Genomic DNA, 13,136 nt, shown 5'->3' with positions numbered 1-13,136 from the left:
CCTGAATTGGCGGCGGATTTCGGGATGGCGTTGAACCCAATCAGGGAAAAGTAGGGACTCCTGAAAAATCCAGATCCATTGCGCCGCGGCTGGTCTCAAGCATGAGAAGCCGCTAAAATGGCCGTGAACCAGGCAATCCGTGATTGCCTTTACTCCTGATCACTCCAGATGTACCGGAGGCACAATAACGGTCAGATCTCAATCAAGGAGTTCCACCTGCCATTTGGCGGCACACTTGATCCCGAGAATCGCTGGGTTCAACTGGAGGGGCTGATGCCATGGGATGAGCTGGAACAAGCCTATGCCCCTCAATTCAACGCCACAATTGGCGCTCCAGCCAAATCAGTGCGGATGGCCTTTGGTGCTCTCTACATCAAACAGAAGTTGGGGTTAACCGACGAAGAGACTGTCCATCAGATCAGAGAGAACGCCTATATGCAGTTCTTTCTCGGCTTTGCGGGTTACACAGCCAAGGCACCGTTTGATGCCTCGATGATGGTGCATTTTCGCAAACGCTTTTCTGACGAGGATCTGCGCCGTATCAATGAGCTGGTGGTGCAGCGCGGCAAAGAGATCCTTCTGGAAGCACTTGCTCAGGTAGCAGACGATGACGACCATGATGATCCTGATTCCAGAGGAGGAGGCGCTCAGCTGGAACTTGATGCGTTGATCAAGCCTGCTGACTGGCCAGAAGGAAAGAATTGGGGCACTCTCACGATTGATGCTAGTTGCACTCCTGCCGACATTACCTATCCCAGAGACCTCAGGCTCCTCAGCGAGGCTCGCACAACGACCGAGCGAGTCATTGATGATCTGTGCAGTCAGTCATCGGGATTCAGGAGACATCGACCTCGCTACGACCGTGGCCTTGCTCGTGCTCATTTCCTGAGAGTGGCGAAGCAAAAACGGCCACGCCGCCGAAAAGTGAAGGCTGCCATTAAACATCAGCTTGGATATGTGCGGCAGAATCTCAAAGCCATTGATGCTCTGATCGGCTGTGGGGCAAGGCTTTCTGAGCTCAAGAGGCATTGGTGGCAGAAGTTGTTGGCCTGCAGCGAGTTGGAGCGGCAGCAGGGCCTTCTGCTCGCCTCTCAGACCAACAGCATTCCAGACCGCCTGGTGAATCTTGTGCAGACCCATATCCGCCCAATGGTGCGAGGCAAAGCACGTGCTGCGGTGGAGTTTGGTGCCAAAATCAGTGTTTCGGTTCAAAACGGCTTTCCGTTCTTGCACCGCATCAGCTGGAACCCCTACAACGAAGGAGAAGACCTGATCGCTCAGGCGGAAAAATACAAGCTGGATACAGGATCTTACCCAGAGCGCATCTGCGCCGACCGGATTTATATCACGGCCAAGAATAGGCATTTCTGCATGAGGAACGGTATTCGCCTCTCCGGCAAGCGATTGGGCCGCCCGCCCAAGGATCCTGATGTCACCACTGCACACAAGCAGCAGCTCCGATCTGATCAAGCTCGACGCAATGAAGTGGAAGGCGTCTTTGGATATGGAAAGCGCAAGTATTCCCTGGATCTGATCATGGTTCGTCTACCAGCTGGTGCCGAATCCTCCATCTCAATGGCCTTTGTCGTGATGTGCGCGGAAAAGGTCTTGAGGCTGCTGCGCCTCTTTTTTGCCCTTCTTTTTGGGTGGATCTACAGCTTTCTTATGGCCTGGTCAGCGATCAGAGCTCCTGCGGTCATCTGCAAGCCAGACTTTTGAGATCTGGCCCACTTGATGTCACGGCGCTTGCCGGCCTGATTAACGCGAAGCAAACGGACGAATTCGGCGCCGATGGGCCGAGAATCTTTTTCAGGAGTCCCAAAGTAGGCGCAGGCGCGACGGCCTACTCCCCATCCCCCAGGAAGATCAGCGAATCCCGGTTCACCCACAGCACCCGGCCGCTCTGGCCGGGGTAGCCCACCCGGCACCAGGTGCCCTGGCTGTTAGAGGTGCACGCCAGCTTGTCGAGCGTTTCCCCCGACACCCCCATCCCCGCGATCGCGGCGCCGTAGTTGGGCTTGGCGTAGAGGGTCACCGTGGGCTGACCATGGCCGCTGAGTTTCACCTTGCTGTGGGCCTGGTGGTCCACGGCCGCTGCGGGTCGACTCTTGACGTTGGAGACGGCAATTCGGTTGCCATCGCCGTTCTGCTCGCTGAGCGTGAAGCTGTGGTGGCCGCTCATCAGCCAGATGCGGCCCTGTTCATCACGCATGCGGCGGTTGTCGGTGGTGGGGGGTCCGGCCGGCACGAAGCGATAGATGGCACTGCCGCTGAAGCTGATCTCAAATCCCCCGTTGCCCCAGGGCTTCACCTGACAGGTCTGCTTGCTGTCGTTCATCCAGCAGTCCAGCGTCTGGGCGGCCGTGGCAGGACGCACCAGGGAGGCCCCGGCGATGACACTCGCGCTGACAGCAGCGATGGCGAGGAAGCGGCGGTGGAGCATGAGGGTGAGGGAAAAGCCTCTCGATTATCCAGGCTGACGGGCCGACTACTTCCTGCTCCTCCCCATGCTGCCGATCGAGGTCCGCACCCTTGCATAATCGCCCCAACAGGTATCAGGTCAAGACAAACCCGGCCATGCCGGATGGAAGAAAACCGTTGCTGCCACTACCACAGCACAAATTGCTTGCGTTGTTTCATGCGACCTGTGACAAACGATGCTTGCCATGATGTGATGTGATGTGATGTGTTAGCTTCTGCGATCCTTCTGGCTGGATCAAGACGAAGTGAACAAGTTTTTCAGGCAATGCCTTCTGGTCGGCAGCCTTCCAGCAAGCTTCTGCCTTCCCGCCTCTGCGGCCGTATTCACGGTTACGGAATCGATGTGGGGTGATCCAACCACCCTGAACAGCTTGGCCTGGGCGATTGAACAGTCCAATACCACCCCTGGAGCAGACATCATCCAGTTGCAGCTCAGAACCGGTTCCTCCATTTATGTGGATAATGCCACGCCGGTTATTTCTTCCTTCCTCAGCAGGATCACGGAGTCTGTGCAGATTAACGGCAATGGTGTGACCCTGCTTGGTAACCCATTATTTATTGGTACAAATGGGATTGAGTATAATAAATTTACTTTGTCATCCTATACGCCTACTTCTGGTGACGTATTGGTGACTCCAGCCTTTTCTTTCGCCGAGATTGGGCCTTCTGTTTCCGTTGGAGTCAAAGATCTAAACATTGATGGGCTTAATGGCTTCCTGAGCGCAGGCACTGATTCTGTGGTGACGGTCATCAATAGTGCCGCCAAGAATACAGTTCCTTATGGGTTTGCCGGCAGGCCTGTCTTCGAGGCCAGGACCGGTGCTACGCTGAATCTTCATAAAGTTGTACTGGATAGAATTAATCCGCTTGAGAATCTTATCGGTGGTGCAGAATTTGCCTGGGTCGGTGCCATTGCAGGCGGAAATGCCACACTTAACATGACGCAAAGTATCATCAAGGGAACGTCGAGCAGCATTGGTGGAGTCAACTGGATTGGCGGTGCGGCAAACATTGTTTCCTCTATTTTTACTGGGAGTGCGGGTGGGCTTTCGATTTCCGGATCGGGAGCTGTTATGAATATCGTCAACAGTCTTTTTGTGCCAGACTTTGCGCCCAGCGCAGTTGCCCGCATCCAAGCCTTTTCCAGCGGAGTGGCCAACCTGATCGCTTCCACGGTGCAAGCGAACGCCCTGCTTGCCCTCGATGTCCCAACTTGCTCAAGCAACCCTGACGATTATGCTTGTAATGGCGTTCCCCTTCAGGCATTCGACGCAGGATCGATCAATCTTTTTCAAAGTGTGGTTTCAACAATCAATTCTGATCTTACTGGGATCATTGATTCTTACTCCGAGGTGTTTGATATGAACCCCACTGGTGATCTGGTGGCCGATGCTCACAGCTATGTGCAGCCCACCCCAAATGCCGACGCTGCGGATCTTAAGCTTCTCTTTAATCAGCCATCTCTGCTCACGGGCTCGATTCCCTACGAGCTCACTGCTGGTGGGCTCTTCTATGCCGATCTTCCCGATGGCGCCGCTCTTCTGCCGGGGAGTCCCCTGCGCAGTGCAATCGCCGATGCCGAGGGCGCGAATCAGCTTATCAATCCCATCGATGGAAGCGTTATTACCACAGACGTGTATGGCAATCCACGTACCGCTTTTGGTCGCCGCGACATCGGCGCCGTCCAGTCGACCCAGGAAGTGCCCGGCCCGCTGCCGTCCCTGGGCGTGGCGGCAGCCTTCCGCTGGTCGAGGCGTCTGCGCAAAGCCGTGCGCTCGGCAAGCTGCTGAGCGTCGTTCCACCTGGCAGGGGATCAGGGGTTGCTAGGTCTGTCCCATTTTCATGCTCAAGGCCCAACCGACATCAGGCCATGACACACCCGGACATCCCAGCCCTGGAGGCCCTCAGCCGCGACTACAGCGAGACGCCCCGGCGGGTGCTGTTTGTGCTGGGTTCCGGGACGAGCCCAGCGGTGGAGGTGTTTGAGGCTGCAGCGCAGCAGCGCTCCACCAGCATCGATCCCCAGCACCTGGCGGAGATGGCCGCCGGCAGGCGCCGCTCGCTGACGCTCTGCACCCCGATGCAGATGGTGCCTGAGATCCTGCGCTCGCTTGCCCACAGCAATGTGGCCGTGTACCAGGTGCAGCTGCTGGAGGAGTGAGCCCAGACTCACTCCATCGTGCGCACGGGGGTGGTGCACCAGCGGCTGCGGCCGATGCCGGCAGCACTCTGGAAGCGATCGTCGCGGAAGTCCGCTCGGCCGGTTCTGGGCTCAATGCGGGCCACCCGCCAGAGCTCCTGCTCGCAGTTGATCGTGACGGTGATGCGGGTGCCGTCGGAGGCGTTGATGCGCACGAAGCGCACACCGTCGTAGAGGCCCAGGGGCTGGCCGCCCGCTGCCTGAAGCAGCACCGAGAGGTTGCTGCCTGCTGGGGCTGCCCATGCGGCAGCCGGGTGGCTGACAAGGCAGCCGGCGATGGCCGTGAGCAGCAGGGGGAGACGGCGGGAGAGCAATCTGGTCATGGCGAGGAGAGGCGGCGACTCGGAAGAGCAGGAGCAAGCATGATCAATCTCCTCCCGGATGTGCCAGCCATGCGCCCGTGTCTTCCCCTGCTGCTTGGAATTCTGTTGGGGCCGCTGCTGTCACTGCCGGCACCAGCAGCGGAGGTCTGCACCCCATCAGAAAGCACCGTGGCCGAAACCCGCTGCGTGATGGAAGCCCTCCAAGCCAAGGATCGGGAGCTGGAGAAGGCCCTGGTGCGGGTGGCCAGCGAGGCCAGGCAAGTGCCGAGCGAAACCTTCCAGACGCTCTGGCGCGACAACCTCACCGGCTTCTACAAGACGAGTGCCGACCCAAACGAGCAGGCGCGTGCTTTCCGAGCCGAACGCCGCAAGGTGTGCGCCTACGCCAAGTCGGTGAGCTTCCAGGGGACGGGCTACGGCATCTTCACGACGCGCTGTGAGCTGGCGCTCACCCAGACCCTGCTTGAGCAGCTGCGGCCATGAAACGCCCGCTCATCCGCCTCGCGCTGCTGCTACTCACCGGCGCGGTGGTCTGCGCCGTGGCCTACCGACTGATCGGGGCGCGGGTAGAGGCCGATGGCACGCTCAGGGAGGCTTTCGCCCTGATTCCAATCGGCTATCTCCTGGGCGGAGCCGGTATTGGGACCGGAATCGCCGGCCTGTTGTGGAGGAAGCCAGCCAAGCGCCGGTAAGGATCAGTACCGAGCCACTTCCGAACGCTGCCCCTGAGTGGCAGGCAAGCGGTGACTGGAGCAGCAGAGAGCTGCGGCGGCCTGACCACTCCAGGGGCTTGTTCGGAGTGCCCCCATTCTTTCTGATCTGGCGAATGCCCAGGACTTGCAACAAGTCTGTAAGGAACTTAAGGAACCCCTGAAAAATCCGATAGAATCAGTACAGTTCCAATAATGAGACTGGCAGCGGATGGCGGCCCCCTCCAGTTGGGTTTCACGGACTACGAGCAGACCTACGCCAAGAAGAAAACGCGCCGGCAGCGCTTCCTCGATGAGATGGAAGCCACAGTGCCCTGGGATCCTTTCCTGGCCTTGATTTCGCCTGTGTACCACAGGCCTTCTGCCAAGGGCGGGCGCCCACCGTTTCCGCTGGAGGTGATGCTGCGCATCCACCTGCTGCAGCAGTGGTTCACGCTTTCCGATCCCTTGATGGAGGAGATGCTGATCGATACCCCCTGCTTCCGCCGCTTTGCTGGGATCGACATGGTTGAGGACCGGATCCCTGACGAGACGACGATCCTGAACTTCCGCCACCTCCTGGAAGAGAATCGGATAGCAGAGCAGATCCTGGAGACGGTGAACCAGAGCCTGCGGGAGAAGGGCGTGATGCTTAAGGAGGGTACGATCCTCGATGCCACAATCATCAACGCTCCCAGTTCAACCAAGAACAAGACGGGCGAGCGGGATCCTGAAATGCACTCGGTGGCCAAAGGCAACCAGTGGTTCTTTGGGATGCGGTGCCACATCGGTGTGGATGCAGCCTCGGGTCTGGTCCATTCCGTGGTGAGCACGGCTGCCAACGTCCATGAGCTGAACACGGCACCCGATCGCGTCCATGGCGAGGAACGCGTGATCTACGGCGACTCTGGCCACATCGGCATCGAAAAGCGTGAGGCGTTCAAGGACTGCGAAGCAGAGATGCGCATCGCCATGAAGCCCGGACAGCGCCGAGTTCTACCGGACACCCCAGAGGGAAGACTGCTGGATCTGATGGAGGCGGCGAAAGCACATGTCAGGGCAAAGGTGGAGCATCCATTTCGGATCATCAAGTGCCAGTTTGGATTTCGGAAGGTCTTCTACCGAGGCATCCGCAAGAACAACCTCAAGCTGACGATGCTGTTTGCCCTCGCCAATCTCTGGATGGTGCGCGAACGTTGTCCTTCTACAGCGTAAATGACAGAATAAGTGTGCCATCTTGAGGGTGAGCAGTCAAAAATGATCGGGGAACTCACGAGAAATAAGCCAGTCAGGCCCTGGATTGGAGCACCTGGCGAGTAGCCAAGGACAAAATACCCCACTTGTGTCTCATTGGCGAGAATGAGACACGCTTGCGCTCAATTCCCGGTCTTGATCAGAGCTTCCTTAAGCCTGCATGGCTCTTGGCTTGCTCTCGCGTCTACGTTTTTGTTGATCTTTAAGAACAAGGATGAGAGCTCATGAACGTTCTCTGGTTTCTGCTGGTGGGGGTCATTGCCGGTTGGCTCGCTGGCGTCCTGGTCAAAGGCGGTGGCTTCGGCCTGATCGGTGACCTGGTTGTCGGCATCATCGGGGCCCTGATCGGTGGCCTGCTCTTCAGCGGTCTGAGTGGTGCCGTCGGAGGGGGTGTGCTGGGGAGCATCGTGGTGGCCACGCTCGGCGCCGTGATCCTTCTGGTGGTGCTGCGGGTGATCAGGCGCGCCTGAAGGGCGAGGCCCCATAAAAAAACCTGGGGCTGGATGGCCCCAGGGGTTGAGCATGCTGATGGCTCAGTTGCAGTCGCTCCGCTTGGTGTAGGTGATCGACTGATAACGGCCGTCGGTGGTGCGAATCGTCACGCAGTTGTTCGTGGAGGGCTGCTCCCAGTAGGTGAAGGAACTGTCGGCCAGCTTGGTGCCACCGCGGTAGGTGTAGCCCTTCGATGTCAGGGTTCCTTCGGCCTGCCCCCCCCTGGCGCCCACCAGCGATTGCAGATCGGACACCGGAGCACCTTCACGGGCAGGCTCCGTGGTGGTGACCGGCTTGCCTGTGATCAGGCCGCCGATCAGGGCACCCACCGCCGCGCCCAACAGGGAGCCGGCGTCAGCCTTCTGGGGTGCATCATCGAAGCGGACATCGGGATTCTGGACTTGGTCGAGACGCACCGAGAGCCTGCGGGCTTCGCCATCGTTCCAGCTGAAGACCTCATGATCCGCCTGAGCCTTGTGCTTCACGTTGCGGACACCGGCGTAGGTCTGCACGCTCAGGGCCTGCACGCCTGGGCCCGAGAAGTTGAAATCCGTTCCGTCATCGAGCTTGACGACATAGGCATCGGTGTTGCCTGCCTTTTTGTGCTTGAAGGTGCAGTGTCCATTGAAGGCTTCGTAGCCACCGCTCATCAGCTTGCAACGGCCCTGGGCCCTGACCAGCACTTCGGCCATGGCCGCTGGGGCGAAGGGGGCGGAAAGCCCCGCCAGAAGAAGGCCCGCGCCGAGGGCTGCGGAGGTTTGACGAAGGCTGCGGATCATCAGGGAAGTAGGGAATCGGAACTCGGATCGGATCGCCTCGCTGGGCGACCCAGAAACGTGTCTTAACACACCATTCCGGGCTTGGCCATTCCCATGCCCCCCCGCTCACCGTCTGACAGCGATCGCGCACCTGATCAACCCGTACAGCGTGAGCGCGCCCAGCAGCGGCCAGATCAGCAGCAGATCCACCCGGATGTTGGCCTCAGGCGTGCGTAGCTGCAACAGAGCCTCCCAGGCGGCATACATCCCCCAGGCCAGGGAGGCCCACAGCAGGGGCCGGGCCGATCGCCTGCTGATGGCCCCGGAGAAGCGCAGCAGGGACCAGCCAGCCAGCAGGACCAGAGCCACAATCAGAATGTGGCCGGGTTGTCCGACCAGGACTTCAGCGAGGAGGGCCACCGTTCACGACCGAGGGCTCCCACAGGAGCGTGAGAGTTTCCTTACCCAGAACAGAATGCCGCCATAAGCGAGAAGGCACTGATGCAGCTGCCCATCCTTGACCAGGAACGAGCTGATGAACGGTGCCTTGGAGGCCCGGCTGGTCATGGCACTGCGCCAGGCCGGGCGGCTCACAGTGGGTGCTGGCCTGGTGAGCGACGCACCGGAGTTCTCCCTAGGAGCGGCGACAGCAACGCCAAGCCCACCGGTGGCACCCGCCAGGTGACCTACAAACTGGTGCCCGGCGAGGCGATGTGGCAACTCAAGCCGGTGTATTCCGCCCAGTTCTGAGCGGAAGGCCCCCACTCACCTCAGCCCCGCCGTGACCGGTTCGCCTGGAGCATCAGGCCGATCACGATCGCGGCGGCCGATTGCAGCATGGGCACGACGATCACGGTCATCCGCTGCACCATTCGGTGCTCGGGCACCGTGTGAAAGCGGTAGCTGTCCAGTCCAAGCAGGATTGTGCCTGCCAGGGAAAGCACCAGCACGGCAACAAACAGCACTGCTGAGAGGCGCCGGCGCTCACGGTCCCGCCAGGCCAGCAGTCCCAGCAGAAGGTAGGGGGCAAGCAGGAAGACCAGGAACGGCAGATCGCCCATCCGGACGCCGGGGACACCCGTGATCACAAGGATCAGGCTCGTGAGTGCGGCAAGCGTGCACACGCTCCGCGTGGGGTGATCGGCCATGGTCACGATCGAAATACCCCCAGGAACGACCAGGCCGAGAGGATCAACAGCATGGGCCAGATTCCCCGACAGACATGGGGACAAAGGCAGGTCCATGTGGGCACGCGCTGTGGCTTCAGGGCTTCACTGGGGATACTGCTTCCCAGGTCTGCAGGTGCTGGAGCCGCCGCTTCTGGCTGCGCTTGACGCAGTCCCGCATCCTCTCCTGGGCTCTCCAGCACTGATCCATGCTCTCCACCCAGCGCCGCTGGTTTTCCACCAGAGCCTCGCGCTGGGCTTCCGTGAAGGAGGCATCGTTCTGCAGGCGGCGGAAGGCGGCGCGCAGCTCGCCGTCGAGGGCGGTGAGTTCGGCGTCCCTGCAGATCAGCACGGTGGCGGCGCTGCCTGCGGGGTGGCAGTGGATCGTTTCTCCATCGAATGAGTCGGGTGGTGGCGGGATCGCTCCTGCAGGGAGCGCACCCAGCACAGTGCTGGCTACGAACGAAACTGCCTTCATCCACTGCAAGAACCAGGGAGGGGGTTGTCGAGGATGTCGCCGAGCACCCGTTGTGACCGAAGTGTTATTGACGACCATCCCCCCCCGGACCGCTTAGGGAATTCAATCCTGGCGACCCATGAACGGCCAGGCCCGCAGCCGCTGTTCAGGTTCCCTGTGGAGTGAGCCGGCATCAGATTCCCCCAGGCTCGCGGACCGGCTTCTCCCAGTACACGTTGATCACGTAGCCGGGGCGCTTGAAGGAGGGGCCAGCACCTTCACGGTTGGTGCGTTCGTAGGTCTTGCCCTCCTCGGCGGCAGGGAAGGCAAACGCGTAATGGTTGAAATGATCGATGTAAACGTTTCCCTGCATCTGGGACCAGGTACAGCTTCCTTTGAGCATTTCGCCGTTGGTGCGAACCATCTCGCAATACGCCTTGGCGGAGTCGGCCAGGGCAGGGGTGGCGATAGCGCTGGTGGCGATGGCCAGAGCGGTGATTGTGGTGCGGATCATTGGTTGCCGTGCTTGTTGTTTGAGCAGTTCAGGCAGTCGTCCCAGACCTCCAGCGTCGGCTGAATCAGGTTCACTGCATCATTCGAAACCTATTTGTAGGCGCTGCTGCGGCCGATCGGCACGATTCTGGCCGCTCAGTCCCAATCCATGAGCCCTGTGAACTGGACCCCAATGCTGAACCAGCCCGCATCGAGGAGCTTCTGCCACTGCTCGATCGCCTGCTTACGGGGAAGCCCCACTCGCGGCTTTAGAAGAGCTGACTGACCAGGGATCGGCTCTCCCAGATCGATGAAGACAGCAGCCTCGCAGCGTGATGCAGAGCCACGGTGGAAGCGCGGGGCAATGGGGGGCGCCTATGCCCTGGCGGCGGCACCAGTGAGCTCTACCGGGCCGGCTTCGTGACCAGCGGCCACAGCTCCCACCGCTGAGCAGCAGCGTTCAGCAGCCCAGAAAGGCCCGGCAGCGCATGGGCCCGCTCAGCAGGCACGAAACGGGGCTTTTGGACGGGACGGCCGGGAGCGGCCGTAGTGCTGGGTGATGCGCTTCTCCATCCCGATCGCATGGGCAGCTGCAAAGGCCAGGGCAGAGAACCCGGCCAGGGCAAGCAAATGCAGGGGCGATGACTTACTCCCCGTCCCCCAGGAAGATCAGCGAATCCCGGTTCACCCACAGCACCCGGCCGCTCTGGCCGGGGTAGCCCACCCGGCACCAGGTGCCCTGGCTGTTAGAGGTGCACGCCAGCTTGTCGAGCGTTTCCCCCGACACCCCCATCCCCGCGATCGCGGCGCCGTAGTTGGGCTTGGCGTAGAGGGTCACCGTGGGCTGACCATGGCCGCTGAGTTTCACCTTGCTGTGGGCCTGGTGGTCCACGGCCGCTGCGGGTCGACTCTTGACGTTGGAGACGGCAATTCGGTTGCCATCGCCGTTCTGCTCGCTGAGCGTGAAGCTGTGGTGGCCGCTCATCAGCCAGATGCGGCCCTGTTCATCACGCATGCGGCGGTTGTCGGTGGTGGGGGGTCCGGCCGGCACGAAGCGATAGATGGCACTGCCGCTGAAGCTGATCTCAAATCCCCCGTTGCCCCAGGGCTTCACCTGACAGGTCTGCTTGCTGTCGTTCATCCAGCAGTCCAGCGTCTGGGCGGCCGTGGCAGGACGCACCAGGGAGGCCCCGGCGATGACACTCGCGCTGACAGCAGCGATGGCGAGGAAGCGGCGGTGGAGCATGCGTGAGCAAAGGAAAGCCAATCGATTATCCAGGTGGGTGTAGCAATCCCCCGCCACCAACAGGCCATGACACACCCGGACATCCCTGCCCTGGAGGCCCTCAGCCGCGACTACAGCGAGACGCCCCGGCGGGTGCTGTTTGTGCTGGGTTCCGGGAAGAGCCCAACGGTGGAGGTGTTTGAGGCTGCAGCGCAGCAGCGCTCCACCAGCATCGATCCCCAGCACCTGGCGGAGATGGCCGCCGGCAGGCGCCGCTCGCTGACGCTCTGCACCCCGATGCAGATGGTGCCCGACATAGTGCGCTCGCTGGCCCACAGCAATGTGGCCGTGTACCAGGTGCAGCTGCTGGAGGAGTGAGCCCAGACTCACTCCATCGTGCGCACGGGGGTGGTGCACCAGCGGCTGCGGCCGATGCCGGCAGCACTCTGGAAGCGATCGTCGCGGAAGTCCGCTCGGCCGGTTCTGGGCTCAATGCGGGCCACCCGCCAGAGCTCCTGCTCGCAGTTGATCGTGACGGTGATGCGGGTGCCGTCGGAGGCGTTGATGCGCACGAAGCGCACACCGTCGTAGAGGCCCAGGGGCTGGCCGCCCGCTGCCTGAAGCAGCACCGCGAGGTTGCTGCCTGCCGGGGCTGCCCATGCGGCAGCCGGGTGGGTGACAAGGCAGCCGGCGATGGCCGTGAGCACCAGTGGGAGCCGGGAGAACAGGCTGGTCATGGGGAAGAGGCGCGGCGACTCGGAACACCAGCTCCCAGCATGACAATCTGTCTGGGGGCAAATCCGTCTGGAGAAAAGGCCCACGATGCGCACCTGTCTCCACCTGCTGCTGGCCGCCTCCCTGGTGCCGCTGCTGCTGCCGCTGCCGGCACAAGCAGCGGAGGTCTGCACCCCTTCAGAAAGCACCGTGGCCGAAACCCGCTGCGTGATGGGAGCCCTCCAAGCCAAGGATCGGGAGCTGGAGAAGGCCCTGGTGCGGGTGGCCAGCGAGGCCAGGCAAGTGCCGAGCGAAACCTTCCAGACGCTCTGGCGCGACAACCTCACCGGCTTCTACAAGACGAGTGCCGACCCAAACGAACAGGCGCGTGCATTCCGAGCCGAACGCCGCAAGGTGTGCGCCTACGCCAAGTCGGTGAGCTTCCAGGGGACGGGCTACGGCACGACGCGCTGTGAGCTGGCGCTCACCCAGACCCTGCTGGAGCAGCTGCAGCCATGAAACGCACGCTCATTCGCCTATCGCTGTTGCTGCTCGCTGGTTCAATGGCCTGCTGGGTCGCCTATCGGCTGATCGGCGTACATGTGGATGCAGATGGCATCCTGCGGGAGGCCTTTCCTCTGATCCCTATCGGTTATTTTCTAGGCTTAGGTGGCGTTGGGGCTGGGATCGCTGGCCTGCTGTGGAGGAAGCCAGCAAGAGGCCGGTGATTCAGAGTACCAAGGCACTTCCGAACGCTAAGTGGACGGATCCTCGCGAAGAAATCGCCAGAGCGGATCCGGTCTGCATAAGGGCACCTCGAAAAATCAACAAGGCACTTGATTGCGGCATGATCTCGTTTATGATTGGTTAAGCAATTTTCATGCC

Annotated in this window: 21 protein-coding genes; 11 read left to right on the top strand and 10 right to left on the bottom strand. The window is 60.9% G+C overall.

Going from position 1 to position 13,136, the window contains the following annotated elements:
• Nucleotides 1–168: 168 nt before the first annotated feature.
• A complete protein-coding gene (locus H8F25_RS13170; protein ID WP_197210800.1) occupies nt 169–1,719 on the top strand; it encodes an IS5 family transposase in 1,551 nt (516 codons plus the stop codon).
• 124 nt (nt 1,720–1,843) lie between these two features.
• Here the strand turns inward: H8F25_RS13170 and H8F25_RS13165 are convergent, their stop codons facing one another.
• Entirely contained in the window at nt 1,844–2,443 is a 600-nt protein-coding gene (locus H8F25_RS13165; protein ID WP_197210787.1) for a hypothetical protein, read from the bottom strand.
• 283 nt (nt 2,444–2,726) lie between these two features.
• On the opposite strand from H8F25_RS13165, the gene H8F25_RS13160 reads away from it, so the two are divergent.
• Entirely contained in the window at nt 2,727–4,271 is a 1,545-nt protein-coding gene (locus tag H8F25_RS13160) for a hypothetical protein (protein ID WP_197210799.1), read from the top strand.
• 80 nt (nt 4,272–4,351) lie between these two features.
• The gene (locus H8F25_RS13155; RefSeq protein ID WP_197210798.1) at nt 4,352–4,642 is read left to right on the top strand and encodes a hypothetical protein; all 291 of its coding nucleotides are present in this window, start codon (nt 4,352–4,354) and stop codon (nt 4,640–4,642) included.
• 8 nt (nt 4,643–4,650) lie between these two features.
• On the opposite strand, the gene H8F25_RS13150 is transcribed toward H8F25_RS13155, so the two are convergent.
• Complete coding sequence (locus tag H8F25_RS13150; RefSeq protein ID WP_197210797.1) at nt 4,651–5,004, bottom strand: hypothetical protein; 354 nt, start codon at nt 5,002–5,004, stop codon at nt 4,651–4,653.
• Between the two features lie 69 nt (nt 5,005–5,073).
• Between H8F25_RS13150 and H8F25_RS13145 the strand changes: the two genes are divergently transcribed.
• The 4 genes from H8F25_RS13145 (at nt 5,074) to H8F25_RS13130 (ending at nt 7,417) form a co-directional block, all read left to right on the top strand.
• Complete coding sequence (locus tag H8F25_RS13145) at nt 5,074–5,487, top strand: lysozyme inhibitor LprI family protein (protein ID WP_197210796.1); 414 nt, start codon at nt 5,074–5,076, stop codon at nt 5,485–5,487.
• Nucleotides 5,484–5,696 carry a DUF3955 domain-containing protein gene (locus H8F25_RS13140; RefSeq protein ID WP_197210795.1) on the top strand — a complete coding sequence of 71 codons (213 nt, stop codon included), beginning with the start codon at nt 5,484–5,486 and terminating at the stop codon, nt 5,694–5,696. Before H8F25_RS13145 ends, H8F25_RS13140 begins: the two co-directional genes overlap by 4 nt.
• A gap of 213 nt (nt 5,697–5,909) precedes the next feature.
• Complete coding sequence (locus H8F25_RS13135; RefSeq protein WP_231596839.1) at nt 5,910–6,908, top strand: IS5 family transposase; 999 nt, start codon at nt 5,910–5,912, stop codon at nt 6,906–6,908.
• 263 nt (nt 6,909–7,171) lie between these two features.
• Nucleotides 7,172–7,417 (top strand): GlsB/YeaQ/YmgE family stress response membrane protein, encoded by a 246-nt coding sequence (locus H8F25_RS13130; RefSeq protein ID WP_197210794.1) that lies wholly within the window; start codon nt 7,172–7,174, stop codon nt 7,415–7,417.
• 63 nt (nt 7,418–7,480) lie between these two features.
• On the opposite strand, the gene H8F25_RS13125 is transcribed toward H8F25_RS13130, so the two are convergent.
• Together H8F25_RS13125 and H8F25_RS13120 are read right to left on the bottom strand one after the other, a co-directional pair.
• Entirely contained in the window at nt 7,481–8,131 is a 651-nt protein-coding gene (locus tag H8F25_RS13125; protein ID WP_231596838.1) for a hypothetical protein, read from the bottom strand.
• Nucleotides 8,132–8,323: 192 nt separating this feature from the next.
• Nucleotides 8,324–8,617, bottom strand: coding sequence for a hypothetical protein (locus H8F25_RS13120; protein WP_197210792.1), 294 nt, complete (start codon nt 8,615–8,617; stop codon nt 8,324–8,326).
• Nucleotides 8,618–8,714: 97 nt separating this feature from the next.
• Between H8F25_RS13120 and H8F25_RS13115 the strand changes: the two genes are divergently transcribed.
• Nucleotides 8,715–8,882, top strand: coding sequence for a hypothetical protein (locus H8F25_RS13115; RefSeq protein WP_231596837.1), 168 nt, complete (start codon nt 8,715–8,717; stop codon nt 8,880–8,882).
• A gap of 85 nt (nt 8,883–8,967) precedes the next feature.
• On the opposite strand, the gene H8F25_RS13110 is transcribed toward H8F25_RS13115, so the two are convergent.
• The 5 genes from H8F25_RS13110 to H8F25_RS13090 form a co-directional block, all read right to left on the bottom strand.
• On the bottom strand, nt 8,968–9,345 hold the full coding sequence (locus H8F25_RS13110) for a hypothetical protein (protein ID WP_197210790.1): 378 nt from the start codon (nt 9,343–9,345) through the stop codon (nt 8,968–8,970).
• A 115-nt stretch (nt 9,346–9,460) separates the two neighbouring features.
• A complete protein-coding gene (locus H8F25_RS13105) occupies nt 9,461–9,715 on the bottom strand; it encodes a lysozyme inhibitor LprI family protein (protein ID WP_231596836.1) in 255 nt (84 codons plus the stop codon).
• A gap of 298 nt (nt 9,716–10,013) precedes the next feature.
• A complete protein-coding gene (locus H8F25_RS13100) occupies nt 10,014–10,334 on the bottom strand; it encodes a hypothetical protein (RefSeq protein ID WP_197210788.1) in 321 nt (106 codons plus the stop codon).
• Between the two features lie 134 nt (nt 10,335–10,468).
• Complete coding sequence (locus H8F25_RS18205; RefSeq protein ID WP_370525892.1) at nt 10,469–10,618, bottom strand: DUF1651 domain-containing protein; 150 nt, start codon at nt 10,616–10,618, stop codon at nt 10,469–10,471.
• 340 nt (nt 10,619–10,958) lie between these two features.
• On the bottom strand, nt 10,959–11,558 hold the full coding sequence (locus tag H8F25_RS13090) for a hypothetical protein (protein ID WP_197210787.1): 600 nt from the start codon (nt 11,556–11,558) through the stop codon (nt 10,959–10,961).
• Between the two features lie 66 nt (nt 11,559–11,624).
• Here H8F25_RS13090 and H8F25_RS13085 point away from each other — a divergent pair, with 66 nt between their 5' ends.
• On the top strand, nt 11,625–11,915 hold the full coding sequence (locus H8F25_RS13085; protein ID WP_197210786.1) for a hypothetical protein: 291 nt from the start codon (nt 11,625–11,627) through the stop codon (nt 11,913–11,915).
• 8 nt (nt 11,916–11,923) lie between these two features.
• Here the strand turns inward: H8F25_RS13085 and H8F25_RS13080 are convergent, their stop codons facing one another.
• A complete protein-coding gene (locus tag H8F25_RS13080) occupies nt 11,924–12,274 on the bottom strand; it encodes a hypothetical protein (RefSeq protein ID WP_197210785.1) in 351 nt (116 codons plus the stop codon).
• An 85-nt stretch (nt 12,275–12,359) separates the two neighbouring features.
• Here H8F25_RS13080 and H8F25_RS13075 point away from each other — a divergent pair, with 85 nt between their 5' ends.
• Together H8F25_RS13075 and H8F25_RS13070 are read left to right on the top strand one after the other, a co-directional pair.
• On the top strand, nt 12,360–12,770 hold the full coding sequence (locus tag H8F25_RS13075) for a lysozyme inhibitor LprI family protein (RefSeq protein WP_197210784.1): 411 nt from the start codon (nt 12,360–12,362) through the stop codon (nt 12,768–12,770).
• Nucleotides 12,767–12,979 (top strand): DUF3955 domain-containing protein, encoded by a 213-nt coding sequence (locus H8F25_RS13070; RefSeq protein ID WP_197210783.1) that lies wholly within the window; start codon nt 12,767–12,769, stop codon nt 12,977–12,979. Before H8F25_RS13075 ends, H8F25_RS13070 begins: the two co-directional genes overlap by 4 nt.
• Nucleotides 12,980–13,136 lie beyond the last annotated feature (157 nt).

Origin of the sequence: Synechococcus sp. CBW1004, assembly GCF_015840715.1 — a bacterium.
Classification (GTDB): domain Bacteria; phylum Cyanobacteriota; class Cyanobacteriia; order PCC-6307; family Cyanobiaceae; genus Cyanobium.
Note: the sequence above shows the minus strand (reverse complement) of the source record. Positions and strands in the feature narration are given on the sequence as shown.

What these genes read in the sequence shown, in the direction of transcription:
- H8F25_RS13100 (WP_197210788.1), bottom strand. Translation starts at nt 10,334, where the DNA reads ATGATCCGCACCACAATCACCGCTCTGGCCATCGCCACCAGCGCTATC.
- H8F25_RS13085 (WP_197210786.1), top strand. Translation starts at nt 11,625, where the DNA reads ATGACACACCCGGACATCCCTGCCCTGGAGGCCCTCAGCCGCGACTAC.
- H8F25_RS13075 (WP_197210784.1), top strand. Translation starts at nt 12,360, where the DNA reads ATGCGCACCTGTCTCCACCTGCTGCTGGCCGCCTCCCTGGTGCCGCTG.
- H8F25_RS13165 (WP_197210787.1), bottom strand. Translation starts at nt 2,443, where the DNA reads ATGCTCCACCGCCGCTTCCTCGCCATCGCTGCTGTCAGCGCGAGTGTC.
- H8F25_RS13070 (WP_197210783.1), top strand. Translation starts at nt 12,767, where the DNA reads ATGAAACGCACGCTCATTCGCCTATCGCTGTTGCTGCTCGCTGGTTCA.
- H8F25_RS13080 (WP_197210785.1), bottom strand. Translation starts at nt 12,274, where the DNA reads ATGACCAGCCTGTTCTCCCGGCTCCCACTGGTGCTCACGGCCATCGCC.
- H8F25_RS13155 (WP_197210798.1), top strand. Translation starts at nt 4,352, where the DNA reads ATGACACACCCGGACATCCCAGCCCTGGAGGCCCTCAGCCGCGACTAC.
- H8F25_RS13140 (WP_197210795.1), top strand. Translation starts at nt 5,484, where the DNA reads ATGAAACGCCCGCTCATCCGCCTCGCGCTGCTGCTACTCACCGGCGCG.
- H8F25_RS13110 (WP_197210790.1), bottom strand. Translation starts at nt 9,345, where the DNA reads ATGGCCGATCACCCCACGCGGAGCGTGTGCACGCTTGCCGCACTCACG.
- H8F25_RS13125 (WP_231596838.1), bottom strand. Translation starts at nt 8,131, where the DNA reads ATGGCCGAAGTGCTGGTCAGGGCCCAGGGCCGTTGCAAGCTGATGAGC.
- H8F25_RS13145 (WP_197210796.1), top strand. Translation starts at nt 5,074, where the DNA reads ATGCGCCCGTGTCTTCCCCTGCTGCTTGGAATTCTGTTGGGGCCGCTG.
- H8F25_RS13130 (WP_197210794.1), top strand. Translation starts at nt 7,172, where the DNA reads ATGAACGTTCTCTGGTTTCTGCTGGTGGGGGTCATTGCCGGTTGGCTC.
- H8F25_RS13135 (WP_231596839.1), top strand. Translation starts at nt 5,910, where the DNA reads ATGAGACTGGCAGCGGATGGCGGCCCCCTCCAGTTGGGTTTCACGGAC.
- H8F25_RS13170 (WP_197210800.1), top strand. Translation starts at nt 169, where the DNA reads ATGTACCGGAGGCACAATAACGGTCAGATCTCAATCAAGGAGTTCCAC.
- H8F25_RS13090 (WP_197210787.1), bottom strand. Translation starts at nt 11,558, where the DNA reads ATGCTCCACCGCCGCTTCCTCGCCATCGCTGCTGTCAGCGCGAGTGTC.
- H8F25_RS13150 (WP_197210797.1), bottom strand. Translation starts at nt 5,004, where the DNA reads ATGACCAGATTGCTCTCCCGCCGTCTCCCCCTGCTGCTCACGGCCATC.